This is a genomic window from Pokkaliibacter sp. MBI-7 (genome assembly GCF_029846635.1).
GTDB lineage: Bacteria > Pseudomonadota > Gammaproteobacteria > Pseudomonadales > Balneatricaceae > Pokkaliibacter.
Map to the genome: position 1 here is coordinate 738,196 of NZ_JARVTG010000002.1, position 24,851 is coordinate 763,046.

Below are 24,851 nucleotides of genomic sequence, written 5' to 3' on the forward strand. Positions count from 1 at the left end.
AACCAAACTAAGCCGCAGCCGATCAGCTTCCCTGTATTGTCGGATTCCCGCCAAAGTAACGCTCAGCATTGCGGAAGCAAATATTGCTCACCATCGAGCCGAGTAATTCAAGATCATTAGGGGCTTCTCCGTCAGCTACCCAGCGGCCGATCATCTGGCACAGTATCCGGCGGAAATACTCATGGCGCGTGAACGACAGAAAGCTTCGCGAGTCTGTCAGCATCCCGACGAACTGACTGAGCAACCCCATGTTGGCCAGGCTCGCCATCTGCCGGATCATGCCGTCCTTCTGGTCGTTGAACCACCAGCCTGAGCCGAACTGAATCTTGCCGGCAATACCGCCTCCCTGAAAGTTTCCAATCATGGTGGCGATCATGTCGTTATCAGCCGGGTTCAGGCAGTAAAGAATGGTTTTGGGCAACAGATCATCGCGATCCATGGTGTCAAGCAAGGCGGCAAGGTTTGCCGCCAGTGGCGCATCGGCGATGGAGTCAAACCCGGTGTTTGGCCCCACAGCGGCCAGCATCCGGCTGCTGTTGCTGCGCAGTGCGCCAATATGCAGCTGCATGACCCAGCCCCGACGGGCATATTCCTGTCCCATCATGACCTGCACGGCAGTAGCAAACTGCGCCGCCTCAAGATCGCTCACGCCCTGGCCTGACAAGCCTTTTTTCAGAATGGCATCGAGTGTTGATTCAGCCGGTACAGGTGCATAGCGCAGGACTTCAATACCATGATCTGCGGCCACACAACCATGCTGGGCAAAATGGTCGATGCGTTGCAGCAAGGCAGTAACCAGATCGGCATAGCAGCGAATATCGTTCCCAGTCAGCGCTCCCAGTGCCTTCATATACTCAGCAAAACCATCAAGCTCCGCTTTGAAGGCACGATCAGGCCGCCAGGTAGGCACAACCCGTACGTCAAAGCCGGTATCGTCGGCTATCGCCTTGTGATGGCGAAGATCATCCAGTGGATCATCAGTGGTCCCGACCAGCACCACATTCATCTTTTTGAGAATGCCACGGGCACTGAATGCTTTATCAGCCAGACAATCGTTGGCTGTGTGCCAGATCGCCTCTGCGCTGTCCGGGCCGAACAGCGTGCCCTCAATACCAAACGGACGTCGCAGTTCAAGGTGAGTCCAGTGATACAACGGATTACCGATGCACTGTGGTACCGTGCGCGCCCAGGCCTGATATTTCGCGTAATCGCTGGCTGAACCGGTGATCAGTGCTTCATCAATTCCCGCGGTGCGCATGGCGCGCCACTTATAGTGATCCCCAGCCAGCCAGATATTCGTCATATTGGAGAAGCTGACGTCACTGGCGATGTCTTCTGGCGGCAGGTGGCAGTGATAATCAAAAATGGGCTGAGCGGCGGCATAGTCGTGATACAGGCGACGTGCCACTTCGTTGCCCAGCAGAAAATCCTCACCCATAAATCGTCTCATCAGTGTGCTCCCAACTGAGCTGACTCAGCCTGAGTAAGTGCGATGCGCCCTCCCCAGCCTGAGCCATATTTACAGCGTTACTGTCTTTCTGGGTTTACCAATGCCAGAGGGTGCCATCTTCCAGGCGATTCACTGGCAGGCAGGCTCGCTGATAGGGGTATTTCGCCGCCAGTGCTTCATCAATATCCACACCATGTCCGGGCACATCGCCCGGCGTGAAGTAGCCATGTTCAAAGCGATAGGCGTGAGGAAATACCGCGTCGGTTTCTGCACTGTGGGCCATGTGTTCCTGAATACCGAAGTTCGGCACCCAGTAATCAAAATGCAGCGCGGCGCCCATACACACCGGCGACAGATCCGTTGCGCCATGACAGCCGGTGCGCACGTGGTAAAGGCTGGCGAGATCGGCAATACGCCGCAGCTGGGTGATGCCTCCCACGTGTGAAACAGAGGTGCGAATGTAGTCGATCAGTTGCTTTTCAATCAGTTCGCGGCAGTCATGGATGGAATTGAACACTTCTCCCACTGCCAGTGGCGTGGTGGTGTGCTGACGAATCAGGCGGAAACCTTCCTGATTCTCGGCAGCAACCGCATCCTCCATCCAGAACAGATGGTAGGGCTCCAGTTCCTTGCCAAGGCGTGCAGCTTCGATGGGTGTCAGGCGATGATGAACGTCGTGCAGGATGTGCAGATCCTCACCGTACTGGTCCCGAATGGCGCGAAACAGTTTGGGAATAAAGTTGAGGTATTTCTCGGTGGACCAGACGTTTTCTGACGGCAGATCCGAATCGGCCGGCTCGTAAGGCTTATCGCCTTTGGATACGCCATAGGTGGAGGCCAGCCCCGGCACGCCACACTGCACGCGAATGGCCTTGTAGCCAAGATCACGGTGGTGCCCTACTTCGTCCAGCACCGCCTGGATGTCATTGCCGTTGGCGTGGGAGTACACCATGATCCGGTCGCGGCTTCTGCCACCCAGCAACTGGTATAACGGCATGTTGGCTGCTTTGGCTTTGATGTCCCACAGTGCCGTATCGACGGCGGCAATGGCTGTCATGCCGACGGGACCGCGGCGCCAGTACGCCCCGCGATAGAGGTATTGCCAGATGTCTTCAATCCGATGGGCGTCGCGGCCGATCAGCATCGGAATCACGTAATCTTCAAGGTACGACACCACCGACTTTTCACGGCCATTGAGGGTGGCGTCACCGATACCATAGATCCCCTCCTCCGTCTGGATTTTCAGGGTAACCAGGTTCCTGCCCGGGCATGTCACGATGACCTTGGCTGAGACTATTTTCACGATTGCATCTCCATTCTTCGCCGCCTTCGAGCAGTCACCTTGACCTCAAGGCTCGATGCGGACAGGCCTGATGGCACTGTTTTCGGGCAAGGCTCTCCCCTGCCGCATGCAGCACGGGAACGCCGGTGGCAGTTGCAGCTGCCTGATTTGAAGCGTGTTACATCAGCAGATCGGGCAGGAACATCACCACCTGCGGGAAGACGGCCAACAAGGCGACCAGCGCCAGTACCGCGCCGATAAAGGGCAGCGACTCAACGACATAACGGTCTGTCGGGCACTTAAGCAGGCCACACACGGCATACATCGCCACACCGACCGGCGGTGTCATGCCGCCCAGCGTGATAACAATCATCAGCAACACACCAAAGTGCACAGGATCAATACCCACGGCATGGATGATGGGCACGAAGATAGGCGTTAGCAGCAACACACTGACAGTGGCCTCCAGTACGGTGCCGACGATGACCAGGAAGCCCAGAATCAGAAACAGCGTCAGGGTCGGGTCCTGTGAAATGCCGCCAATCAGCTGCGCCAGACTCTGCGGCAGGCGCTCAAACACAATCGAGTAGCCCACCATGGCGGAGAACATGATGATCAGCATGATCATGCCGATATCCGTCACGCTCTCTTTCAGCGACAGGCGCACATCCGCCCAGCTGAGTTGACGGTGCAGGAAGAAGCCGATCACCACCGCATAGACCACGGCAAATGCGCCTGCTTCTGAAGGGGTAAAGAAGCCAAACCGGATAAAGACGATAAGCAGAATCGGGAACAGCAGCGCCCATTTACTGTCATTCAAAGACTTCATAACACTGCGGAAGGATGGCAGCTCGGTGCTGTCTGGCTGATAGCCGCGGGCCTTGGCGACACGCCAGGCGGTCAGCATCAGTACGATGGTCATCAGGATGCCGGGCACAATCCCGGCGATAAAGAGCTTGCCGATAGAGACATTACCCACGAAGCCGTAAAGGATCAGGCCAATGCTGGGCGGAATGGTGGCAGTAATCAGCGAGCCGACGGCAATGACCGCAGAGGCATACCCCTTTGAGTACCCTGCTTTAATCATACTGGGGCCAAGCACACGTGCTTCCATACAGGCATCAGCCACGGCAGAACCTGATACCCCACCCATCAGCGCGCTGAGCAGAATGGCGACATGAGCCAGGCCGCCTGTCATCCACGACACCAGCACGCGGGAGAACGTTAGCAGGCGTTCGGTAATTCCGGTTCGGTTCATCAGATGACCGGCCAGAACAAAGAAAGGTACTGCCAGCAAAGGGAAACTCTGGGTAGCACTGGCGACCTTCTGCACGCCGATTGCCATCGGTAACGGTGACTCCAGAAACCACGCCATACCTGCCAGACCAATCGTGAAGGCCAGCGGCATACCTGCCAGCAGCAGGACAATAAATACAATGCCGATGAGGGTCATAGTTCGGCTCCTGTTTCCTTGAGCTGATCGATTGCCACTTCACTCAGGGATTCGTATTCAACCTCGTTGCGGCGCAGCTTGCCGATGAGGGTCCAGATATGCCCAAGGCTGGTGATCGTCAGCAGTACACAGCCGACCGGAACGGCCACCGTGACGAAGGCGTAGCTGATGTTGCTGTCGCCAAAGCGGCGTTCCTTGTTCAGCCAGGTCAGCTCGAAACCCCGGATGGCCAGCGTGACAAGAAAGGCAATAATCAGCACATACAGCAGCACATCGAGATAGCCCCTTACCTGTGCCGGAAAATGGCGGACAAGAATATCAACGCCAATATGTTCGCGTTTACGCAGGGCCTGATCTGCCCCCAGTACACAAACCCAGACAAATAGCAGCTGGGCCATATCAACCGACCAGATAATGGGGTGGTTGAAGGTACGGGCCACTGCTGCGCCGAAGACCAGCAGAACGATCAGAGCAAGAAACACACGGGCAACCCACTCTTCCAGGCGAATAAAAAAGCGCATAGTCATTTCCCTAAGGTACGGCAAGGAGTGGACGGAATACCGGCGGCCAGCGCGGCCGGCATTCCGAGTCAGGTACAGAGCCAGATCTGCTCAGACAGACCTGTCCCTTGCCACAGGCTTACTGGGCCAGCACCGCATCAACCTGCTTGCGCAACTCTTCATAGCCAAGCTTCTGGTAAACGCTCTGAGTAGCAGCCTTGAAAGGCGTGACATCGATGGTATCGATACTCACCCCTTTGGCGCGCATCTTGTCTTCATAATCAGACATGGATTTCTCAGTCAGCTCAGAAGCAAAGTCCCCTGCTTTCAGAGACTCGTCTTTCACGATCTGCTGAACATCGGCGGGCAGGCTGTCAAACCACTGAGCAGAGCCAACCAGACCGGTGATCAGGTTGATATGGCCAGTTTTGGTGATGTGCTTGATCACTTCATACAGGCGGGCACCGTAAACAGCTGACATCTGCGCCTCGGCACCATCGATCACGCCCTGTTGCAGCGCGGTGTAGACCTCGGTCCAGCCCATCGGGGTAGGTGTAGCTCCCATCGCACGAATGGTTTCCAGCCACACGGGGGCTCCCGGCGTACGCATACGGACCCCTTGCAGATCAGAAGGTTGGGTGACGGGCTTGCTGGTCAGAAGATTTCGCTCACCCTGCCACCAGTTGAACGAAAGCACCTGATGCCCCGAGGCTTTACGCAGCTTTTCCGCCCAGCTGTCGAACAGTTTAGAGGTCACCAGTTTGCGTGCGCCGGGATAACCCTGAACCAGATAAGGCGCACCGAGAATGCCCATTTCAGGCGTGAAGTTGGCCAGACGGCCCCCGTCGACCAGCACGGCAACGTTCGCACCTGCGCGTGCCTGCTCCAGCACGTCTTCGTCGTTACCCAGCTGGGAGCCGGTGAAGATATTGACGGTCAGTTTACCGTCAGTGCGCTGTTCGACCCCTTCCTTGAACTTCACAAGGCCCTTGTACATGGGGTCATCCTGGGTGAGCGCCGTATTGACGTTCAATGACCAGTCAGCGTGCGCGGCACCGAGGGTGCCCATCATGATTGCGGCCAGAGAGGCCAGTCCGAACATCTTGAGCGATGGCATAGGAATACTCCGGTAGCCGGGTACTCACCCGTAGGTAATTCACCCGATTGTTGTTATTAAGTTGCGTACCATACTAGCCTACCACCACTAAACGGGTGTTCGTCAACACCATACTAGTATGGTAGTATGAGTTTTCTTAATTTTGATGGTGATTCCCATGCTCAGTGCACTTGATCCTACAAACCGGCTGCCGAAAGGTTTACAGATCTTTCAGCACTTGCGTCAGGCCATCGTGACGCTGAAGTTCAAACCCGGTCAGAGTCTGTCCGAAAAGGAGATTTCTCTGCAGTTGGGTGTCAGCAGACAGCCCGTGCGCGAGGCTTTTATCATGCTCTCCGAAGCCGGGCTGGTAGACATCATGCCCCAGCGTGGCACGCTGGTGATCAAGATCTCTCTTGAGGCAGTCAAAACTGCCCGCTTTATCCGCGAAACGCTGGAGGTGGCGGTCGCCAAGGAGGCCTGCGGCAAGCTGAATGGCGCGTTTTTCCTGCGTACGCGGGCGCTGATTGCCCAGCAGAAAATGGCGGCAGAAGCGGAAGACTTCGAAGAGTTTCTGAGCCTTGATGAGGCCTTCCATAAATCCATCGCTCTCGAAATCGGCATGCAGCGAGTATGGGAGCTGGTGGAGTCGCAGAAAGCACAGATGGACCGGGTACGGTTTCTGAGCCTGCCGGGGGCGTCCCCCATGCGTAAGTTGATTGCCCAGCATGAAGCGATTCTTGATGCACTGGAGCAAGGCGACAAACTGGCGTGCGAGGAAGCCGTCAAACAGCATCTGTCGGAAGTACTTTCCGTATTGGAGCCTTTATCCCTGGCCTTCCCGGACTATTTCAGTGAATGAGCTAACGGGGCTTGACTGCCCCGCTGCTGCCTTTTGGGTGGTTAAACGGGTGTGATCACCAGCCATTATTCTATGGCCAGCATTCTGACTCTGCTCTAGCGCTCAGGCTTCAGCTTCCAGAGCAACGTCTGACGGGCGTGTGCCACTCGTGCCTGGCGCAGGGCACTGGGGGTCCAGATCAGGTAATAACTGAGCGCATCGTCAACTGCTGTGCCCGGCAGCTCCTGCAGTTCGCCCTTTTCTATCTGCGCATGACAGAGATATTCGGGCAGTACACTCCAGCCAAACCCCTTACAGAGTACGCTGCGCAATGTGCGCAAATCCTGCCCGATCAGTGCCGGTATAATCTGGCCCAGCTTGAGCTTGTTTCTGGCAGCCCACGAATCAACCAGTGGAATTTCAAGGTTGTAGGCCAGCAGCGGCTCCTGCGTTAGCGCTTTATCGAGAGATGGGCTACGGGAGATACGTTCAATAACAGCTGGGGCGGCAACCGCCAGTAAACGCTCGCTACGAATACGTTCGCAGTGCAGGCGTTTGTCACTGGTAGGGAAAGCGGAAACACCCAGATCACAATGCCCTTCGATCACCATCTGATTGATCAGGTCGGCACCTCCGGTTTGCAGACGCACCCGGATACCCGCCTCAAGCAGCGGCACGACATGGACGCCTACCACTTCAGCCAGAAAATCAGCATGTCCGATGATCTGCAATGCACCGGTCATTTCGACCGAGCGGGCCCGCGCAGAAGAAAGCGCCGCTTCGGCAGCATCAAGCTTGTCACCTATATCCGCAGCCAGCTCATCCGCTGCCCGTGTCGGGCTGACACCACGCACAAGGCGCTCAAACAGCGGCCGGCCAATAGCCATTTCCAGCCCGGCAATATGTTGTGAGACGGCGGGCTGGGTCAGATTGAGGCTTCGGGCTGCGCTGCTGATGGAGCGCTGGCGATAAACCTCGATGAATGTACGCAGGCGAATAAGTGACATGGCGCAACCATAACATAATTTATGGCAGCGCTAAAAAGCGCTAGTTGGTCAGCATGACGGCATCACTCGTAAGATGGCTCCCGTCAGCAACGCCACCGAAACAGACGGTGCGCTGACAAGGACCGACTGTCAGAAGCAGCGCTACCGGTGCCCGCCCTCCCCTAATGTGGCAAACGGCAAGACCTGAGGTTGCGCACTACAGCATCTGAGCACTATTTCAGGAAAGGAGAAGCCCATGTCAACGCAACGAATCAACGATCTGCAGCCCATTCTGAAAGCGATGCAGCAGTACCATCTGCACACCGGGCCGGCTGATGCCAGCCTGCGTCAGGATCGCCTGAACCGGGCTGCCAATCTGCTGCGTGAACACCGCCATGCCCTGGCTGACGCCATGAATGCAGACTTCGGTAATCGCAGTATTTACCAGTCGATGGCAGCCGACATTGGCACGACGATCCATGGTCTGCGTTATGCAGCCGAACATGTGGCTGACTGGATGAGGCCGGAAACGGTGGCCGCTCCCGTTCCGGGTATGCAGGCGCGTATTGAACGCCAGCCGCTGGGCGTGGTGGGCATCATCAGCCCCTGGAACTTCCCGCTGAATCTGGCCTTCGGGCCACTGGCCGGTGTTCTGGCCGCTGGCAATACCGCACTGATCAAACCGTCCGAGCTGACCCCTCGTACCTCCGACCTGCTGGCTGAGCTGATTGCCCGCTATTTCGATCCGATGGAAGTGGGCGTAGTCCTGGGTGATGCCGAAACCGGCGTGGCGTTCAGCCAATTGCCGTTTGACCATCTGGTATTTACCGGCAGCACCACGGTCGGCCGCCATGTAATGCGTGCCGCCGCAGAAAATCTGGTGCCAGTCACCCTGGAGCTGGGGGGGAAATCACCGGTGGTAGTCCACCCCCAGGCCGACATGAGCCGGGCCATTGCCCGCACACTGACGGTCAAAACATTCAATGCCGGTCAGATCTGCCTGGCTCCCGACTACATGCTGGTTGCGGCGGATAAACAGGCCGAGCTGATCCGTGCTGCAGAGGGGTTTATGCGGGAAACCTTCCCGTCTATTCAGAACAATCCTGATTACACGTCGATCATTTCCGCACGTCATTATGACCGCCTGCTGGGGCTGCTGGATGACGCAAAAGCGAAAGGTGCCCGGGTTATCAGCTTAAACCCGGCAAATGAGGTGGCCTTCGATGCCGCTACACGCAAGATCGCCCCCCATCTGGTGCTGGATGTGACCGATGAGATGCTGATCATGCAGGAAGAAATTTTCGGCCCGCTGCTGCCGGTGAAAACCTGTTCATCCGATGCCGCCGCCATCGCCTACATCAATGCCCACCCACGCCCGCTGGCAGCGTATTACTTCGGCGACGACGTTCAGAGTCAGCAACTGATCGCCACGCAAACAGCATCGGGCGCGCTGGTCATCAACGACATCATGAGCCACGTCGCGATTGAAACCCTGCCATTCGGTGGTGTCGGACCATCCGGCATGGGCGCCTATCACGGTATTCATGGCTTTATGCGCTTTACCCATAACAAGCCCGTGGTTGTACAAAGCCCGGATGGTGAAACCAATCTGCGTCTGCGTGCCCCGTATGCAGACAAGCTGGCACATCTGGAAACCCTGCTGGGTGCCTGAGCATCCAACCTGACTCCATCACCAAAGGATAATGACGATGAAAGTACTTATGGTTCTGACCTCACACGACGAGCTGGGCAACACCGGCAACAAAACCGGCTTCTGGCTGGAAGAGTTTGCAGCGCCCTACTAGACCTTTATCGATGCTGGTGCGACGGTAACCCTGGCCTCACCGGCAGGTGGTCAGCCGCCGCTTGATCCGAAAAGCGACCTGCCCGAATTCCAGACTGCGCTGACTCACCGCTTCAAGGCTGATCCGGCCACTCAGGCTGTGCTGGCTACAACCTGCAAGCTGGAGGAAGTCCGTGAAGAAGATTTTGACGCAGTATTCTATCCCGGTGGTCATGGTCCATTGTGGGATCTGGCTGAATCACCGGTATCCATTCGCCTGATTGAACGTTTTGAACGTGCACAGAAGCCGGTCGGTCTGGTATGTCACGCACCGGGCGTGCTGCGTCACGTCAAAGCTGCAAGTGGTGATGCGCTGATTAAAGGCAAGCGGGTGACGGGCTTTACCAATGGTGAAGAAGACGCCGTGCAACTGACCGATGTGGTGCCGTTCCTGATTGAAGACGAATTCAAAAAGCTCGGCGGACTCTATGAAAAAGGCCCGGACTGGGCACCGTATGTCGTGACCGACGGCAAGCTGGTAACCGGTCAAAACCCCGCCAGCTCCGAAGGTGTCGCAGTGGCACTGCTGGGTCTGCTGGCGTAACAGTGCAATAGCGGTATTGCTTCTTTAAGCACACTTTCTCACACAAAATTTCTCACGCAAAAAAAGCGCCGGTACGCCATTGAAAGAAGGTGTACCGGCGCTCTTACATCGGTCATCAAAGGGGTAAGGTTCATTCTATGGGGAACGGGCAAGTCGTTTTAAACGATTCACCGCGTTGAGAACCATGCAGATAACCAAAAAATAAGGCCGTTGAGCAAGGCAGTGCTGCAGCGGCCTTCGCAGCCTTATCCTCGTCTAACGGTGTGAATACAGTTGCTTCCCGGCGAATGGCATATCCGCCAGCAGGACGCCTTTAAAGCCTTCGCTGCGACGGTGCGTCAGAACCGGCGATATCTTCTTTGTATCAGGGTCAAGTAACAGGATCCCGTTCTTGTAATCGGCAATGAATATGCGTCCATCCTTGTGAATCTTCAGGCCGTTTGGCCAGCCGTCGTACTCCGCGATCAGCTGCCAGTCTCTCTGAGGCGATATACGAAAAATACGTCCGTAGGGAATGTCGGTGACATACAGATAGCCCTGCCTGTCAAAGGACGGGCCTTCCAGAAAGCTTGGAACTGACTGTCCCGGTTTGTTCGCACGAATCCTGTCGGAGTCGCCGTGAGGAAAATGGACTACACTTTTTCGACATCGCTTCCAGATAACGCCATCTGTCCGCACCAACACGAGATGGCCTTTCACTGCAACAGGATGCCCATGGAAGAATCAGACGTCTTTCCCGTTAACGATGGTACTGAACTGGCTTATCTGCTGAGCTTTGCCCTGAACAGCACGGCTGATGGAGTCGCCCTGCTCGATGCCGATCACTGTGTACGCTATTTGAATGAAGCGGCCTGCAGCCTGCTGGGGCTGTCCTGCAGTCGCTTGCTTGGCCACCATCTGGAAAGTCTGCTGGCACCGCGTATCGTCAACAACGAAGTGTCACTGCTCGAAGCCATCGAATCTCACCGTATCCTGACCCTTGAGCTATGCAGTCATCAGAGCAGCCCGCAACACTACGTCTCTATGCAGTTCAGACACTTCCAGTACGACCGGAACTACTACGTTCTGGCACTGATTCACGATCTCAGTGAACAACGGCGTATGGCAGATACCCTGCTGCGTAACGAGCGCCAGCTGCGCATCATGATAGAAAACATCCCGGATGCCATTGGCCGCTTTACCCCTGACTTTCGCCTGATCTATGCCAATCCGGCACTGGAGGCCCTGTGCCGGCTGCCACTGGTCGAAGTGCGTGGGCGCCCGGCCTGGGAAGCCTTTGGCGAGAACTCGCAGGTCGACATCATGGCCGATATGGTCAGACAGGTTGCCGATAGTGGTGAGGCGGTGGAAGAGGAGTTGATTCGCGGCATTGATGGCCCCGCCGATCAGCAGTCGCACTATCTGGTGCAGATGGTGCCCGAGCGCAATACCTCCGGCGAGGTCACCAATGTGATCTCTCTCGCCCGTGACATCACCGATATCCGCAAGGCGGAGCGGCGTCTGGCGGAAAGCAACCGGCAGCTGCGCGAGCTGACCCGCCGGCGTGAAAGCGCCCGCGAGGAAGAACGCAAACTGATCGCCAGTGAGATTCACGACGAGCTGGGTCAGCACCTCACTGCCCTGCGTATGGGAATCTCCATGATGCGCCTGCGCTACGGCGAGCAGAATCCGGGGCTGAGCGGTCATGTAGAGCAACTGATGGAGATTTGTGACCGTACCATTCAGGTGGTCCGTTCTGTCACGACCAATCTGCGCCCTACCGTGCTCAACATGGGCTTATACCCGGCCCTTGAATGGCTGATCAACGATTTCCGCAGCCATCACCCTCACATTCAGTGTGAATTTGTTGCCCACAGCGGCGAGCCAAAGCTCGATGACCATCTGGCCACTACCGCCTTTCGTATCGTTCAGGAGGCGCTGACCAACATCGCTCGTCATTCTGGCGCAAGCCGTGCAGTGGTGAGTCTTGAACGTCTCGATGATCAGTATAGGCTGGATATCACGGATAACGGGGTTGGCTTCAAACCTGACAACGTGGGTAAAAACTCGTTAGGACTGGCGGGCATGCGTGAGCGTGGCATCTGCCTGGGCGGTGAAGTGGTGATCTTCAGCCACCCCGGCCAGGGGGCAACCATACAGGCGACCTTCCCCGCGATGGAAAACAAGGAACTTCTATGATTCGTCTCCTGATCGCCGATGATCATGCCATCATGCGCAGCGGCCTGCGGCAGCTGATCGAGTTTGATCCCGCACTCAGGGTGATCGAAGAAGCAGAAAATGGCGCTCAGGTGATCGAGCATCTGCGCAGCAGCCAGTTTGACCTGCTACTGCTGGACATGAGTATGCCGGGGCTGAGCGGTGAAGATCTGATTACCCGTGTTCACGGCAAGGCGCCGAAACTGCCGATACTGGTACTGAGCATGCACAACGAGGCACAGATCGCCCAGCGGGCACTGCGGGCCGGAGCCAGCGGCTATCTGACCAAAGACCACAACCCGGAAACCTTACTCGCGGCGATTCACAAGGTGGCCAGTGGCGGTCGCTATCTGGACCCGCGGATTGCGGAGCAGCTGGCGTTTGCCAACAGCGTGCCGCAGGAGGCTGGCACCAGCCAGCTGACTGACCGCGAGTTTCAGATTCTGCGGTTGCTGGCCAGAGGGCTGAGTGTTAACCAGATCGCCGACGAGCTGATCATCAGTAACAAGACCGTCAGCACGCACAAGACGCGGCTGATGGAAAAGATGAGCTTCAGCTGTAACGCTGACATTGTTAAATACGCCATGGCCAACGGTCTGGTTGACTGAACTCAACACGCTTACCTCATGCAAGAGTGACCTCAGGCAAAAGAGAGCATTACCCTTCGGCGGCAGGTCAGGCCGTCAGCCTCACAGGTCTCAGGTAGGAAAATTCCTACTGATAATTACAGACATTTCTGACATTAATGTCAGAAACACACTATGTGACAATCTATTCATTAACTCCATCATGTGACTATCTGCTACAGCACTCTCATTCGCTGTAGCGCCTCTCTGATGGAGCGCGAAAGTGACGAATCCTACACCTGCTCAGAGTACGCCTTGGCTGCCGGTAGTGCTGATTTGCCTTGTAAGTGCAGTGCTAATCGGGTTAGCGACCACTTTTCCTTCCCTCTATTGGATTGCCTCCGCGCTCCTCCCTGCCCTGATGTTGTGGTTCTGGCTGCGCAGCCAAAGCAACAGCCACAGCCAGGCTTTGCAGGATGCGCATCAGCAGGGCGAACATGCCGGGGCGAACCGGGCCAGTTCGGATCTGGTTAAGGGGCTGCCTGAGCTGTGCACCTCCATTGCTCCGATCTGGGCGCAAAACATCGAAGTGGCCCGCAGCCACACCCAGTCTTCCATTGAGTCCATCAGCGACCGCTTCTGTCAGATGGCCGGGCGCCTCAATGCGGCGGTAAACAGCGGTGGCCAGTCAGACAGCCACAGTCTGGTTAACCTGCTTTCACACAGCGAATCCGAACTGGAAGATATTCTTGGCCAGCTGCGTCAGGCGCTGTCGAGCAAGGAATCGCTGCTGGCTGAAGTCGAGAAGCTCAGCAGCTACACCGGCCAGTTACGCACCATGGCCAAAGAAGTGGGTGATGTCGCCAAACAAACCAACCTGCTGGCACTGAATGCGGCTATCGAGGCCGCCCGTGCCGGTGAGGCTGGTCGTGGCTTTGCCGTGGTCGCTGATGAAGTCCGCAAGCTCTCCACCATGTCAGAAACCACGGGGCAGCGCATTGGCGAAACCATTGAAACCGTCAGTAGTGCCATCGAACGTACTCTCGCTGTTTCCAACGAGCACGCCTCCAAGGATTCCCGCACGCTGGAAAATGCCAGCCAGGTTATTCACCAGGTCATCAACGAGTTCAGCGAAGGTGCAAACCGTCTGGTTGAACACAGTAATGCCCTGCAGGCAGAGAACTCGGTTCTGGGTGAAGAGATTGCCGATGTGGTGATTGCCCTGCAGTTCCAGGATAGGGTCAGCCAGATTCTGACGCACGTCCGTCAGGACATCGAAAAGCTCAAGGATCATCTGGCCGACAAAAATGCGGCGGCGGTCGATGCCCGCAGCTGGATGGAAGAGCTGTCGCACACCTACACCACGCCCGAACAGCATGAAATTCATCACGGTGGCCGCTCAGGTAAAGGCAGCAAGAAAAAGCCCACCCATGATGACATTACCTTCTTCTGAGGAAACACCATGGCCAAAACCATTCTTATCGTTGATGACTCCGCCTCAATCCGTCAGGTGGTGGGTATGACTCTGAAGAACGCCGGATATGACGTCATCGAAGGTGTCGACGGCAAAGATGCTCTGAGCAAACTGGATGGTCGCAAGGTTCACCTGATCATCAGCGACGTCAACATGCCGGTGATGGATGGCATCACCTTTCTGAAGAACGTCAAACAGCTGCCTGCTTACAAATTTACCCCGGTGATCATGCTCACCACCGAAGCAGGTGATGCCAAAAAGGCCGAAGGTCAGGCGGCCGGAGCCAAAGCCTGGGTGGTTAAACCCTTCCAGCCTGCACAGATGCTGACTGCTGTGTCCAAACTGATTCTTCCCTGAGTAGCAGAGGTCCGTCATGAGCGACATCACACCCCAAGACGGTCGTCGGGAACTGATTCTCGACAGCGCATTGACCATCTACACCGCCGCAGATACCAAACTGCAACTGGTTGGCGCGCTGCAAGGTGCTCTGGAACTGCACCTCAACCTGAGTCAGATCGAAGAGTTCGATTGTGCCGGGTTGCAGTTGCTGCTGGCTGTGAGCCAGGAAGCCCAACGCCAGAACATCAGCTTCAGCCTTGAAGGAGCCACCGCTGCCGTGACGGATGTCGTGCAGATGATGGGCCTGAAGGAGCAGCTGCCCTTCGGAGGGCTGCACTGATGAATCTGGATAGCATCATCGGCACTTTTCTGGCCGAAAGTCGTGAGCTTCTGCAGCAGATGGAAGACGCCCTGCTGCAAATCGAGCAGTCGCCGGAGGATCCGGAGCTGATCAATGCCATCTTCCGCGCAGCGCATACCATCAAAGGGTCTTCCGGTCTGTTTGGCTACGATGCCATTGTTGCTTTCACCCATGTGGCAGAAAGCGTTCTTGATCGGGTACGTGCAGGTGAAGTGCGGTTCGACAGTGAGCTGATAGCACTGATGCTGCAGGTGGGTGATCATCTGGGCGGGCTGATCGACTGGCTGGCCGATGGTCGGGATCTGGCTGACGTCGCCGTGGAGACACGCGCTACCGATGCTGAGCTGATTACCTGTCTGAAGCGCTATCTGGACGAGGCTCCCGCCAGCGCTGACAACCCGGATTCTGCCGGGGCAGCCGCAAGTCCCGAAAGCGTTGTCGTAAGCGATGGCCAGTCGGCTGCAGCGCACTGGCATTTGTCACTGCGCTTTGGTGCCGACACCCTGCGCAGCGGTATGGACCCGACCTCCTTCCTGCGTTACATGGCCACTTTCGGCACAGTCACCCATGTCGAACCCGTGCTGGAGCACCTGCCGGTACTGGAGCAGCTGGACCCGGAGGCCTGCTATATCGGGCTGGAACTGGCTTTTGTGTCCGACGCCGATCAGGCCACTATCGACGGCACGTTTGAGTTTGTCCGCGATGAAAGCAGCATCGAAATCATCCCACCCCATTCTCCTCTGACCGCCTTCACCGCCCTGCTGCAGTTGCGTGCAGACGAAGGCGAAGCGCAGCCGCAGCGCCTGATCCGCTGCGGCTCGCTGACAGAAACGGAATGGCTGCAACTGCAGTCGCCTGCTGACAGCGACGCCTGTGCCGAAAGCAACAGTGCAGAGAGCAACAGCACAGAGACCATCCGCGAAAGCGATGCGACGGCCAATGACGTCGCCGCTTTAACTGGCAGCAGCGCAACGCCCGCGACGGCCACCACCGATGCTGCGAAGACGGCCCGTGCCAGTAAAGAGGCCCAGCGTGGTGGCGGTGACGCCAATCTGATACGCGTCGATGCAGCCAAGCTCGACCAGCTGATCAATCTGGTTGGCGAGCTGATCATTGCCGGTGCCAATACCCGCATGCTGGCCCAGCGCAGCGGCATGCTGGAGATGAACGAATCGGCCGAAACCCTGTCGCGGCTGGTAGAAGAAGTCCGCGACTCGGCCCTCACCCTGCGCATGGTACAGATTGGTGCCACCTTCAACCGCTTCCAGCGGGTGGTGCGTGATGTATCTAAAGAACTCGGCAAAGACATTGTTCTGCAGGTCAGCGGTGGCGAAACCGAACTGGACAAGACGGTAGTCGAGAAAATCGGTGACCCTCTGACCCATCTGGTACGTAACTCCATGGACCACGGTATCGAGTCGGCTGAACAGCGGCTGGCCAGTGGTAAGTCAGCACAGGGCGTGGTGCGGCTGAACGCCTATCACGAAGCGGGCGGCATCGTCATTGAAGTGTCTGACGACGGCGGCGGCCTCAACCCGCAGAAAATCATGGCCAAGGCGGTACAGCGTGGTCTGGTCTCCGAAGGTCAGCAGCTGTCCGATAAAGAAATCTTCAATCTGATCTTCGAGCCCGGATTCTCCACCGCAGACCAGATCAGCAACCTGTCCGGCCGCGGTGTCGGTATGGACGTGGTCAAACGCAACATCACCGCCCTGCGCGGTACCGTTGAGCTGGACAGTAAACTCGGCCAGGGCACCTGTGTGCGTATCCGCCTGCCGCTGACCCTGGCCATTATCGACGGCTTCCTGATCGGCGTCGGTCAGGCCAGCTATGTCGTACCGCTGGACATGGTGGAGGAATGTATCGAACTGCCGGGCAAGGGGCTGGAAAATCAGGAATTCCTTGATCTGCGTGGCGATGTGCTGCCATTCATCCGCCTGCGTCAGCTGTTTGCTGACGACAGCACTCCCCCCCGACGTGAAAACGTGGTGGTCGTGCGTTATGCAGGCGTGCGCGCCGGGCTGGTGGTCGACCAGCTGCTGGGCGAGTTCCAGACCGTCATCAAACCGCTGGGCAAAGTCTTTGCTCAGGTACCTGCCTTAAGTGGCTTCACCATTCTGGGCAGTGGTGCTGTCGCCCTGATTCTCGATATTCCCGGCCTGCTGTCGCAGGTCACTCACAACGACAACCGTGCTGGGCACCCATCCAGCCCACTGAGCCAACATCATCTGAGGAGTCTTGCCCAATGAGTCTGGTCAATCGAATGGCGGCCCTGGTCGCAACCGCTCTTGTCACCATCCTGCTTTTAGCGGCTCTTCAGACCAGTGCCGCGCTAATGCCCATCGCCGTTATTGGTGCATTGCTGGTGATTGCTCAGGCCATGCTGTTCAGGCAGGCCATCAGCAGCTATCTCGGTACGTCTGACGAACAGCTGGCGTCGGTCACCCTGCAGTTAACCCGCGGCGACGTGTCTGCCGCAGGTCAGCATGGCCATGCCGTCCCCGGCTCGCTGTACGCCAGTCAGCTGGAACTGGCAGGTACGCTCAGCCAGCTGTTTAGCGATCTGCGCAATATGAACAGGGAGCACGCCGCCGGTGATATTGATGTGGTGCTGAGCAAGAACTACCCCGGCGCCTACCGTGATCTGGCAGAGGGCATCAATGGGCTGGTCGCCAGCCATATCGACGTCAAGAAAAAGGCCATGGCCTGCGTCAATGCCATCGGCAAAGGCGATCTTGATGCGCCGCTGGAGAAGTTCCCCGGCAAGAAAGCCTTTATCAATGACAACATCGAGGGCCTGCGCGGCAATCTGAAAGGCCTGATGGCAGAAATGCACAACATGTCTTCCGAGCACGATAAAGGTGACATTGATGTGGTCATCGACGCCGACCGCTTCCAGGGAGCCTATGCCGATATTGCCCGTGGCATCAATGACATGGTGGCGGGCCATATCAGTGTCAAAAAGAAAGCCATGTACTGCATCAGGTCCATTGGTGAGGGCGATCTGCAGGCATCGCTGGAGCAATTCCCCGGCAAAAAAGCCTTTATCAATGAAAGCATCGAGCAACTGCGCGCCAATATCACCGCCCTGATGGATGAAATGCGCCATATGTCTGAGGAACACGACAAGGGCGACATCGATGTTGTGATTAACGCCGGTCGCTTCAAAGGGGCGTATGCCGACATTGCACACGGCATCAATGACATGGTGGCAGGCCATATCAGCGTCAAGAAAAAAGCCATGGCCTGTATCAAATCCTTCAGTGAGGGCGATCTGAGCGCCCCGCTGGAGCGCTTCCCCGGCAAGAAAGCCTTTATCAATGAAAGCATCGAGCAACTGCGCGCCAATATCGTGGCACTGATCGACGATACCCGCATGCTCAGTGATGCTGCTCTCAATGGTGAGCTGGATACCCGTGCCGATGCCAGCCGCCACCGTGGTGACTTCCGCCGTATCGTCGAAGGTATCAACCATACCCTGGAGGCCATCGTCGTACCGGTCAGCGAAGCCATGAATGTGATTGCTGCTCTGGCTGAAGGTGATCTGTCCCGGCAGATGGACGGCAGTTACAAGGGCCACCTGCACCAGCTGCAGCTGTCACTGAATACCACCGTCGACAAACTGGCAGAAATCATTGGTGAAGTGCATCAGTCCACGGTGGCACTGGGTAACGCTGCAGAAGAAATTTCCTCCACCGCGCAGAGTCTGAGCCAGGCCGCTTCCAGTCAGGCGGCGTCGGTCGAACAGACCAGCGCTGCGATGGAAGAGATGTCAGCCTCCATCGCCCAGAACACAGAAAACGCCAAAGTCACCGACAGCATGGCCGGTAAGGCATCGATTGAAGCCAGCGAAGGTGGACAGGCCGTTAAGGACACCGTCAGTGCCATGAAAACCATTGCCGAAAAAATTGGCATCGTTGACGACATTGCTTACCAGACCAACCTGCTTGCCCTGAACGCGGCCATCGAAGCGGCGCGTGCTGGCGAACATGGTAAAGGCTTCGCAGTCGTGGCTGCTGAGGTACGCAAGCTGGCGGAACGCAGCCAGGTAGCCGCGCAGGAAATCGGCGAAGTGGCGAAGAGCAGCGTTGCCCTTGCTGAACGCGCCGGCCAGCTGCTGGGGCAAATGGTGCCTTCCATCAACAAAACCTCTGATCTGGTACAGGAGATTGCTGCTGCTTCTGAAGAACAAAGCTCCGGCGTATCGCAAATCAGCTCTGCAATGACACAACTGAGCGACATCACCCAGCAGAACGCTGCCGCCTCCGAAGAGCTGGCTGCCACCTCTGAAGAAATGAACAGCCAGTCTGCCCAGCTGCAGCATCTGATGCAGTTCTTCCAGCTGGGTGGGAAGGAGTATGCAATGACGGCACATACTGCGGCAGTCCATCAGATGATGAAAAGCCCGAGCCCGACACGCACCAGCGAAATGAGCAGTGAGCTTGAGGGCGGTTTCATCCGCTTCGGGGGCTGAGCATGACAACCAGCACCCCCGTAGCGGCAGCCAACCAGATGATCATGCAACAGCAGGACGACCAGCAGCGGCAATACCTGACCTTTCGGGTCGGCGATGAGATGTACGCTGTAGCCACCCGCTACATCCGGGAGATTCTGGAGTTTGACCAGATCACCCATGTGCCGATGATGCCAAGCCTGGTGCGCGGTGTGATCAATCTGCGCGGCGCTGTCGTGCCCATCATCGATCTGGCCGAGCGTTTCGGTCAGGGCAAGATCGCCGTCAGTGTGCGTACCTGCATTGTCATCATCGAAATTATCGATGACGAAGAAACCCATCTGATGGGGGCACTGGTCGATGCGGTCAGTGCCGTCACAGAAATTGAGCTGGCAGCCCTGCGTCAGGCACCCGCCTTTGGTAATCGCATTCGGGGTGAGTTCATCGAGGATATGGCGCGCTTTGATGACCACTTCATTACCCTGCTGCGTATGGAGCAGGTGCTGTCCGTGAATGAGCTGGCGGCGCTGGCCGGCCAGCATCGCTCTGTGTCTGCCAGCAGTCACTACTAACACATTACTAATCAGCCCAATCAGTCCACGTTGCAGGGTTCTATCATGACCATAAGTAAAAAAATGATTCTCCTGGTGCTGTTTGCCCTCCTTGGCATACTCGTGCTGAGTGGCCTTGGGCAATATCAGCTGCGGCAGGTTTATGGTGCCGCCAGTTACGGCAACGACAATACCGTACCCAGCCTGCTGGCCCTGCGCGGAATGGAAAGCGCAGCGAAGGACCAGATTCGTCTGATGTACAAACATATCCTTACGCCCGACGATCAGGGCATGAAATCCATTGATGACGAGCTGGCGCAAACGGAGAAGTCCCTGGCCACAGCGACTGAAGACTATCGTGCCCTGCTCTCCAACGATGACGACAAGAAGATGCTTGAAAAGGATCTCGCTGACCTTGCTGCCTTCAAGGACGTGCGTGAACGTGTGCTTCGGCTGTCTCGTGGTAACCAGACCGACGCCGCTCGCGATCTGATTCTGGCGAACTCAGCGATCATTAATACCCTGACCAGTGACTTTGAAGCTCACGTGAAATTCAACGCCGACCTCGGCGATGACGGCACCGCCAATGCACAGGCCCAGCTGACCTCCGCCACCATCACGTCCGCTATTGTTTCGGTGGTTACGATTCTGCTGATCAGCCTGATCGGCTTCTTTATCACCCGTAATCTGCTGCGTCAGCTCGGTGGGGAGCCAGCCTACGCGGCTGAAATGGTGAGCCTGATTGCCGCGGGTGATCTGACGGTGTCGGTAACGACCAAAAACGGTGACACCAGCAGCATGCTGGGGGCTATCAAACTGATGGTCGAGAAGCTGGCACAGATTATTGGTGATGTCCGCAGCAATGCCGATGCGCTGTCCAGCGCCTCAGAGCAGATTTCTGCTACCGCTCAGAGCATGAGCCAGGGTGCCTCGGCACAGGCCGCATCGGTCGAAGAAACCAGCGCCTCCATGGAGCAGATGTCTGCCTCTATCGCCCAGAACACGGAAAACGCCAAAGTCACTGACGGCATGGCCAGCAAAGCCTCCCGTGAAGCCGATGAAGGCGGTCAGGCTGTGAAAGACACCGTTACCGCCATGAAAACCATCGCCGACAAGATCAGCATCGTTGACGATATTGCCTACCAGACCAACCTGCTGGCACTCAACGCCGCCATCGAAGCCGCTCGCGCCGGTGAGCACGGCAAGGGCTTTGCGGTGGTTGCAGCTGAAGTACGCAAACTGGCAGAACGCAGCCAGGTAGCAGCACAGGAAATCAGCGAAGTGGCCCGCAGCAGCGTATCGCTGGCTGAGCGTGCCGGCACCCTGCTGGATCAGATGGTGCCCTCGATCACCAAAACGTCCGATCTGGTGCAGGAAATCGCCGCCGCATCCGAAGAGCAGACCGCCGGCGTTGGTCAGATCAACTCCGCCATGACACAGCTGAGCAATATCACCCAGCAGTCAGCATCGGCCTCAGAGGAGCTGGCCGCCACCGCCGAAGAAATGAGCGGACAGGCTGAGCAGCTGCAGCAGCTGATGAACTTCTTCAAAGTCTCCAGCACCACCGCGGCCAGTAGCAGCCCATCACGTAAATCCGGCACCAAACGTGCGGCAAGACGGGAAATGGAAGAAGACGACAGCATGCTGGACAGCAACGGTATGCCTGACGGCTTCGTCCGCTTCCATCACTAACAGGCTGTTGAAAAACGTAATCGAGGCAGCCGAGACAAGGAAAAAACAGGCGAAAAAGCGGAGTTTAGTGAACTAAATGAGCATTTTGAGCCTGTTTTTGACGCGGTATTCGGCAACGCAGATAGATTTTCAACGACCTGCTAAGCCTTACCCTTGAGAGCACCTGCCCTGAACTCTTGATGTCAGGCAGGTGCAACACAGCGAACAAGGGACCTGACCCGTCCCGGGAGTGAACCATGTCCAATGCCAGTCAGACATTCGACCAGGGCACCGCCGAGCAGTACCTGACATTTTCTCTGGGGCAAGAAACCTTTGCGGTAAGCACACGCAACGTCCGCGAGATTATCGAGTTTGGCCGCCTGACCCCGGTGCCGATGATGCCTGCCAGCGTGCTGGGGGTGATCAACCTGCGCGGTGGTGTGGTGCCCATCATGGATTTGCGCCAGCGCTTTGGTGAAGGTGAAACCCGCATCGGCCGCCGCAGCTGCATCGTGATTCTCGATGTGTCGCGCGATGAAGTGCAGCAAACCATCGGTATTGTCGTGGAAGCGGTCAGTGCCGTGCTGGAAATTCCGCCGCAGGATATCGAGCCTGCACCGACCTTTGGCAGCCACATCCGCACCGACTTTATCCGCGGGATGGGCAAGATCGACGGCAATATCGTGGTGCTGCTCGATATCGGTCGTGTTCTGTCTCTGGAAGACATGCAGCAACTGGCCAGTACTGCCGCCAGCGCCAGCAAACAATCTGCCTGACAGCCTGATCTGACGAGGACCGTCTATGAACAGCCTGACCCTGTCAAATCGCGAATTCGAGCAGTTTCGCGGGCTGATTTATGAAATTGCCGGCATATCCATGGCCGACAGCAAGAAGCAGCTGGTTGCAGGCCGGCTGAACAAACGCCTGCGTTACTTCGGCATTGGCAGCTACACCGATTACTTCAAGCTGCTGATGAAGGACAAAAATGAGCTGCAAAATGCGGTGGATCTGCTGACCACCAACGAGACCTACTTCTTTCGCGAGCCCAAGCATTTCGAGTTTCTGGCAGAAAAACTGCGGAGTGAGCTGCGCAGCGGTGCGCAACCCCTGCGCATCTGGAGTGCGGCATGTTCCAGCGGTGAAGAACCTTACACCCTAGCATTACTGCTGGCCGATACGGTGCCGACCCGCCCGTGGGAAATTCTGGCCTCCGACATCAGCACCCGCATTCTTGATAAGGCACGCAAGGGCCTGTATCCGCTGCTGGATGCAGAAGGTATTCCCAAAGATCTGTTGTATCGCTACGGGCTCAAAGGCACCGGCTGCCATGATGGCTTTTTCACCATTGATAATGCGCTGCGCAAGCGCGTGCAGTTCCGCCAGATCAATCTGAACAATCCACTGCCGGATGTGGGCATTTTCGATGTGATTTTTCTGCGTAACGTCATGATTTACTTCGACGTAGAGACCAAGCGTCAGGTCGTTCAGCGACTCTGTACCCGACTTCGCCCCGGTGGTTACTTCTTTGTCAGCCATTCGGAAAGTCTGCACGGAATCAGTGATGAACTGCGGGCGGTACGCCCCTCTATTTACCGGAAGCCCGATGCATAAGCCCGATGGAGTCATAGAGGTATTTCTGCAGCCGGGTGAGCTGTACTTCAGCGACTGCTACACGCGCATTCGTACCCTGCTTGGCTCCTGCGTGTCTGTGGTGCTGTGGCATAAAACCGCTCTGCTCGGCGGTATGTGCCACATCATGCTGCCTACCCGGCGCCATCCGGGCAAAACCCTTGACGGGCGCTATGCCGACGAGGCGATCTTTATGCTGGTAAAGGAGATAAAGGCCACAGGGACTCAACCCTCAGATTATCGGGTGAGCCTGTTTGGTGGCGGCAATATGTTTGGTCAGCTGATGCAGAAGAACATTGGTCAGCAGAATGTGGATGCAGCCCTGAAATTACTCACTGCCCATGGTATGACCTGCCATGCCAGGCATGTCGGGGGTGAGGGCTATCGTAACCTGATATTTGATGTGTGGAGTGGCCACATTGCCCTCAAACATCCCACTCAACAACAAATCGCCAGTCGGCGTTATGAGGCATGTTCATCATGAAGAGTATCAAAGTGATGATCGTCGACGACTCTGCAGTCGTGCGCCAGGTGTTGACTGGCAGCCTGTCTGAATACGCCGGCATTGAAGTCATCGGCGCCGCGCCTGACCCGCTGTTCGCCATGGACAAGATGAAGCGCGCCTGGCCTGATGTCATCGTGCTGGACGTGGAAATGCCGCGCATGGACGGCATTTCCTTCCTGAAAAAACTCATGGCCGAGCACCCTACACCGGTGGTGATCTGCTCGACACTGACTGAGAAAGGCGCGGCCACCACCATGGAAGCGCTGGCAGCCGGTGCCGTCGCTATCGTGACCAAACCTCAGGGCAATCTGCGTCAGTTCCTGCTGGACGCGACCGACGAGCTGGTCAGTGCGATCAAGGCTGCTGCACAGGCCCGGCTGAAACGGCTGGCGCCTCCGGTGCCGGTACCTGCCCCCAAACTCAGTGCTGACGCCATCATGCCAGCCTCTAACCAGGCGGCGATGACGCGCACCACCGAACGGGTTGTCGCCCTTGGCACCTCCACCGGCGGCACTCAGGCACTGGAATACGTGCTATCTACCCTGCCCCGCGTGTGCCCCGGCATCATCATCGTCCAGCATATGCCGGAGAAATTTACCGCCGCTTTTGCCGACCGTCTGAACAAGGTCTGTCAGATTGAAGTGCGCGAGGCGCAGCACGGTGACCGGGTGATTCCCGGCCGCGCGCTGATTGCTCCGGGCGGTCGCCATATGCTGCTCAAACGCAGTGGCGCCCAGTACGTCGTCGACATTATTGATGGCCCGCCCGTGTGCAGGCATAAGCCCTCGGTCGACGTATTGTTCCGCTCCACCGCACGGGCTGCAGGCGCCAACGCCACCGGGATCATCATGACCGGTATGGGCGACGACGGCGCCCGTGGTCTGCGGGAAATGCACGAAGCCGGTGCCCTGACACTGGGGCAGGACGAAGCCAGCTGTGTTGTCTACGGGATGCCCAAAGAAGCGAAAAAGCTGGATGCCGTCAGTAAGGAAATACCGCTGGAGCAGATCCCGGCGTACATCCTGCGCGGGGATCATCGCAGTTGATCTGCCAGATTTGCTCAACGTGTAGGAAGTGACCCGATAAACTGGCCTCTCCGGAAAGAGGCCAG

The 24,851-nt window shown here is 57.0% G+C and carries 22 protein-coding genes and 1 pseudogene; 16 read left to right on the forward strand and 7 right to left on the reverse strand.

Annotated elements, in window-relative coordinates:
- Positions 1–22 precede the first annotated feature (22 nt).
- The 5 genes from uxaC to QCD60_RS23070 form a co-directional block, all read right to left on the reverse strand.
- Positions 23–1,450, reverse strand: coding sequence for a glucuronate isomerase (gene uxaC / locus QCD60_RS23050; RefSeq protein WP_279788812.1), 1,428 nt, complete (start codon positions 1,448–1,450; stop codon positions 23–25).
- 94 nt (positions 1,451–1,544) lie between these two features.
- Positions 1,545–2,753: a D-mannonate dehydratase ManD gene (gene manD / locus QCD60_RS23055; RefSeq protein WP_279788813.1), complete on the reverse strand. Its 1,209-nt coding sequence runs from the start codon at positions 2,751–2,753 to the stop codon at positions 1,545–1,547.
- A 157-nt stretch (positions 2,754–2,910) separates the two neighbouring features.
- Complete coding sequence (locus QCD60_RS23060; RefSeq protein WP_279788814.1) at positions 2,911–4,185, reverse strand: TRAP transporter large permease; 1,275 nt, start codon at positions 4,183–4,185, stop codon at positions 2,911–2,913.
- On the reverse strand, positions 4,182–4,706 hold the full coding sequence (locus tag QCD60_RS23065) for a TRAP transporter small permease (protein ID WP_279788815.1): 525 nt from the start codon (positions 4,704–4,706) through the stop codon (positions 4,182–4,184). The genes QCD60_RS23060 and QCD60_RS23065 overlap by 4 nt, the downstream gene beginning before the upstream one ends.
- Positions 4,707–4,824: 118 nt before the next feature.
- Positions 4,825–5,802 (reverse strand): C4-dicarboxylate TRAP transporter substrate-binding protein, encoded by a 978-nt coding sequence (locus QCD60_RS23070; protein WP_279788816.1) that lies wholly within the window; start codon positions 5,800–5,802, stop codon positions 4,825–4,827.
- A 157-nt stretch (positions 5,803–5,959) separates the two neighbouring features.
- Here QCD60_RS23070 and QCD60_RS23075 point away from each other — a divergent pair, with 157 nt between their 5' ends.
- On the forward strand, positions 5,960–6,643 hold the full coding sequence (locus QCD60_RS23075; protein ID WP_279788817.1) for a GntR family transcriptional regulator: 684 nt from the start codon (positions 5,960–5,962) through the stop codon (positions 6,641–6,643).
- A 95-nt stretch (positions 6,644–6,738) separates the two neighbouring features.
- Here the strand turns inward: QCD60_RS23075 and QCD60_RS23080 are convergent, their stop codons facing one another.
- Positions 6,739–7,629: a LysR family transcriptional regulator gene (locus tag QCD60_RS23080; protein WP_279788818.1), complete on the reverse strand. Its 891-nt coding sequence runs from the start codon at positions 7,627–7,629 to the stop codon at positions 6,739–6,741.
- Positions 7,630–7,864: 235 nt separating this feature from the next.
- On the opposite strand from QCD60_RS23080, the gene QCD60_RS23085 reads away from it, so the two are divergent.
- Both QCD60_RS23085 and QCD60_RS23090 read left to right on the forward strand, forming a co-directional pair.
- Positions 7,865–9,280: a coniferyl aldehyde dehydrogenase gene (locus QCD60_RS23085; RefSeq protein ID WP_279788819.1), complete on the forward strand. Its 1,416-nt coding sequence runs from the start codon at positions 7,865–7,867 to the stop codon at positions 9,278–9,280.
- A 37-nt stretch (positions 9,281–9,317) separates the two neighbouring features.
- Positions 9,318–9,995 (forward strand): annotated as a pseudogene (locus tag QCD60_RS23090) (type 1 glutamine amidotransferase domain-containing protein).
- 255 nt (positions 9,996–10,250) lie between these two features.
- Here QCD60_RS23090 and QCD60_RS23095 read toward each other — a convergent pair.
- Positions 10,251–10,694 (reverse strand): hypothetical protein, encoded by a 444-nt coding sequence (locus QCD60_RS23095; RefSeq protein ID WP_279788820.1) that lies wholly within the window; start codon positions 10,692–10,694, stop codon positions 10,251–10,253.
- A 15-nt stretch (positions 10,695–10,709) separates the two neighbouring features.
- On the opposite strand from QCD60_RS23095, the gene QCD60_RS23100 reads away from it, so the two are divergent.
- The 13 genes from QCD60_RS23100 (at position 10,710) to QCD60_RS23160 (ending at position 24,786) form a co-directional block, all read left to right on the forward strand.
- Positions 10,710–12,173 (forward strand): PAS domain-containing protein, encoded by a 1,464-nt coding sequence (locus QCD60_RS23100; protein ID WP_279788821.1) that lies wholly within the window; start codon positions 10,710–10,712, stop codon positions 12,171–12,173.
- Positions 12,170–12,799, forward strand: coding sequence for a response regulator transcription factor (locus QCD60_RS23105; RefSeq protein WP_279788822.1), 630 nt, complete (start codon positions 12,170–12,172; stop codon positions 12,797–12,799). Before QCD60_RS23100 ends, QCD60_RS23105 begins: the two co-directional genes overlap by 4 nt.
- A 241-nt stretch (positions 12,800–13,040) precedes the next feature.
- A complete protein-coding gene (locus QCD60_RS23110) occupies positions 13,041–14,210 on the forward strand; it encodes a methyl-accepting chemotaxis protein (protein ID WP_279788823.1) in 1,170 nt (389 codons plus the stop codon).
- Between the two features lie 9 nt (positions 14,211–14,219).
- On the forward strand, positions 14,220–14,588 hold the full coding sequence (locus tag QCD60_RS23115) for a response regulator (protein WP_104156513.1): 369 nt from the start codon (positions 14,220–14,222) through the stop codon (positions 14,586–14,588).
- Between the two features lie 16 nt (positions 14,589–14,604).
- Positions 14,605–14,910 (forward strand): STAS domain-containing protein, encoded by a 306-nt coding sequence (locus QCD60_RS23120; RefSeq protein WP_279788824.1) that lies wholly within the window; start codon positions 14,605–14,607, stop codon positions 14,908–14,910.
- Positions 14,910–17,180 carry a chemotaxis protein CheA gene (locus QCD60_RS23125; RefSeq protein ID WP_279788825.1) on the forward strand — a complete coding sequence of 757 codons (2,271 nt, stop codon included), beginning with the start codon at positions 14,910–14,912 and terminating at the stop codon, positions 17,178–17,180. Before QCD60_RS23120 ends, QCD60_RS23125 begins: the two co-directional genes overlap by 1 nt.
- Positions 17,177–19,405, forward strand: a complete 2,229-nt coding sequence (locus tag QCD60_RS23130) for a methyl-accepting chemotaxis protein (protein WP_279788826.1) — start codon at positions 17,177–17,179, stop codon at positions 19,403–19,405. Before QCD60_RS23125 ends, QCD60_RS23130 begins: the two co-directional genes overlap by 4 nt.
- Positions 19,406–19,407: 2 nt before the next feature.
- Positions 19,408–19,956: a chemotaxis protein CheW gene (locus QCD60_RS23135; RefSeq protein ID WP_279788827.1), complete on the forward strand. Its 549-nt coding sequence runs from the start codon at positions 19,408–19,410 to the stop codon at positions 19,954–19,956.
- Positions 19,957–20,001: 45 nt separating this feature from the next.
- On the forward strand, positions 20,002–21,627 hold the full coding sequence (locus QCD60_RS23140; RefSeq protein ID WP_279788828.1) for a methyl-accepting chemotaxis protein: 1,626 nt from the start codon (positions 20,002–20,004) through the stop codon (positions 21,625–21,627).
- A 236-nt stretch (positions 21,628–21,863) separates the two neighbouring features.
- Positions 21,864–22,382 (forward strand): chemotaxis protein CheW, encoded by a 519-nt coding sequence (locus tag QCD60_RS23145; RefSeq protein WP_279788829.1) that lies wholly within the window; start codon positions 21,864–21,866, stop codon positions 22,380–22,382.
- 25 nt (positions 22,383–22,407) lie between these two features.
- Positions 22,408–23,217: a protein-glutamate O-methyltransferase CheR gene (locus QCD60_RS23150; RefSeq protein ID WP_279788830.1), complete on the forward strand. Its 810-nt coding sequence runs from the start codon at positions 22,408–22,410 to the stop codon at positions 23,215–23,217.
- Complete coding sequence (locus tag QCD60_RS23155; RefSeq protein WP_279788831.1) at positions 23,210–23,719, forward strand: hypothetical protein; 510 nt, start codon at positions 23,210–23,212, stop codon at positions 23,717–23,719. The genes QCD60_RS23150 and QCD60_RS23155 overlap by 8 nt, the downstream gene beginning before the upstream one ends.
- Complete coding sequence (locus QCD60_RS23160; protein WP_279788834.1) at positions 23,716–24,786, forward strand: chemotaxis response regulator protein-glutamate methylesterase; 1,071 nt, start codon at positions 23,716–23,718, stop codon at positions 24,784–24,786. The genes QCD60_RS23155 and QCD60_RS23160 overlap by 4 nt, the downstream gene beginning before the upstream one ends.
- The last annotated feature ends 65 nt before the right edge of the window (positions 24,787–24,851 follow it).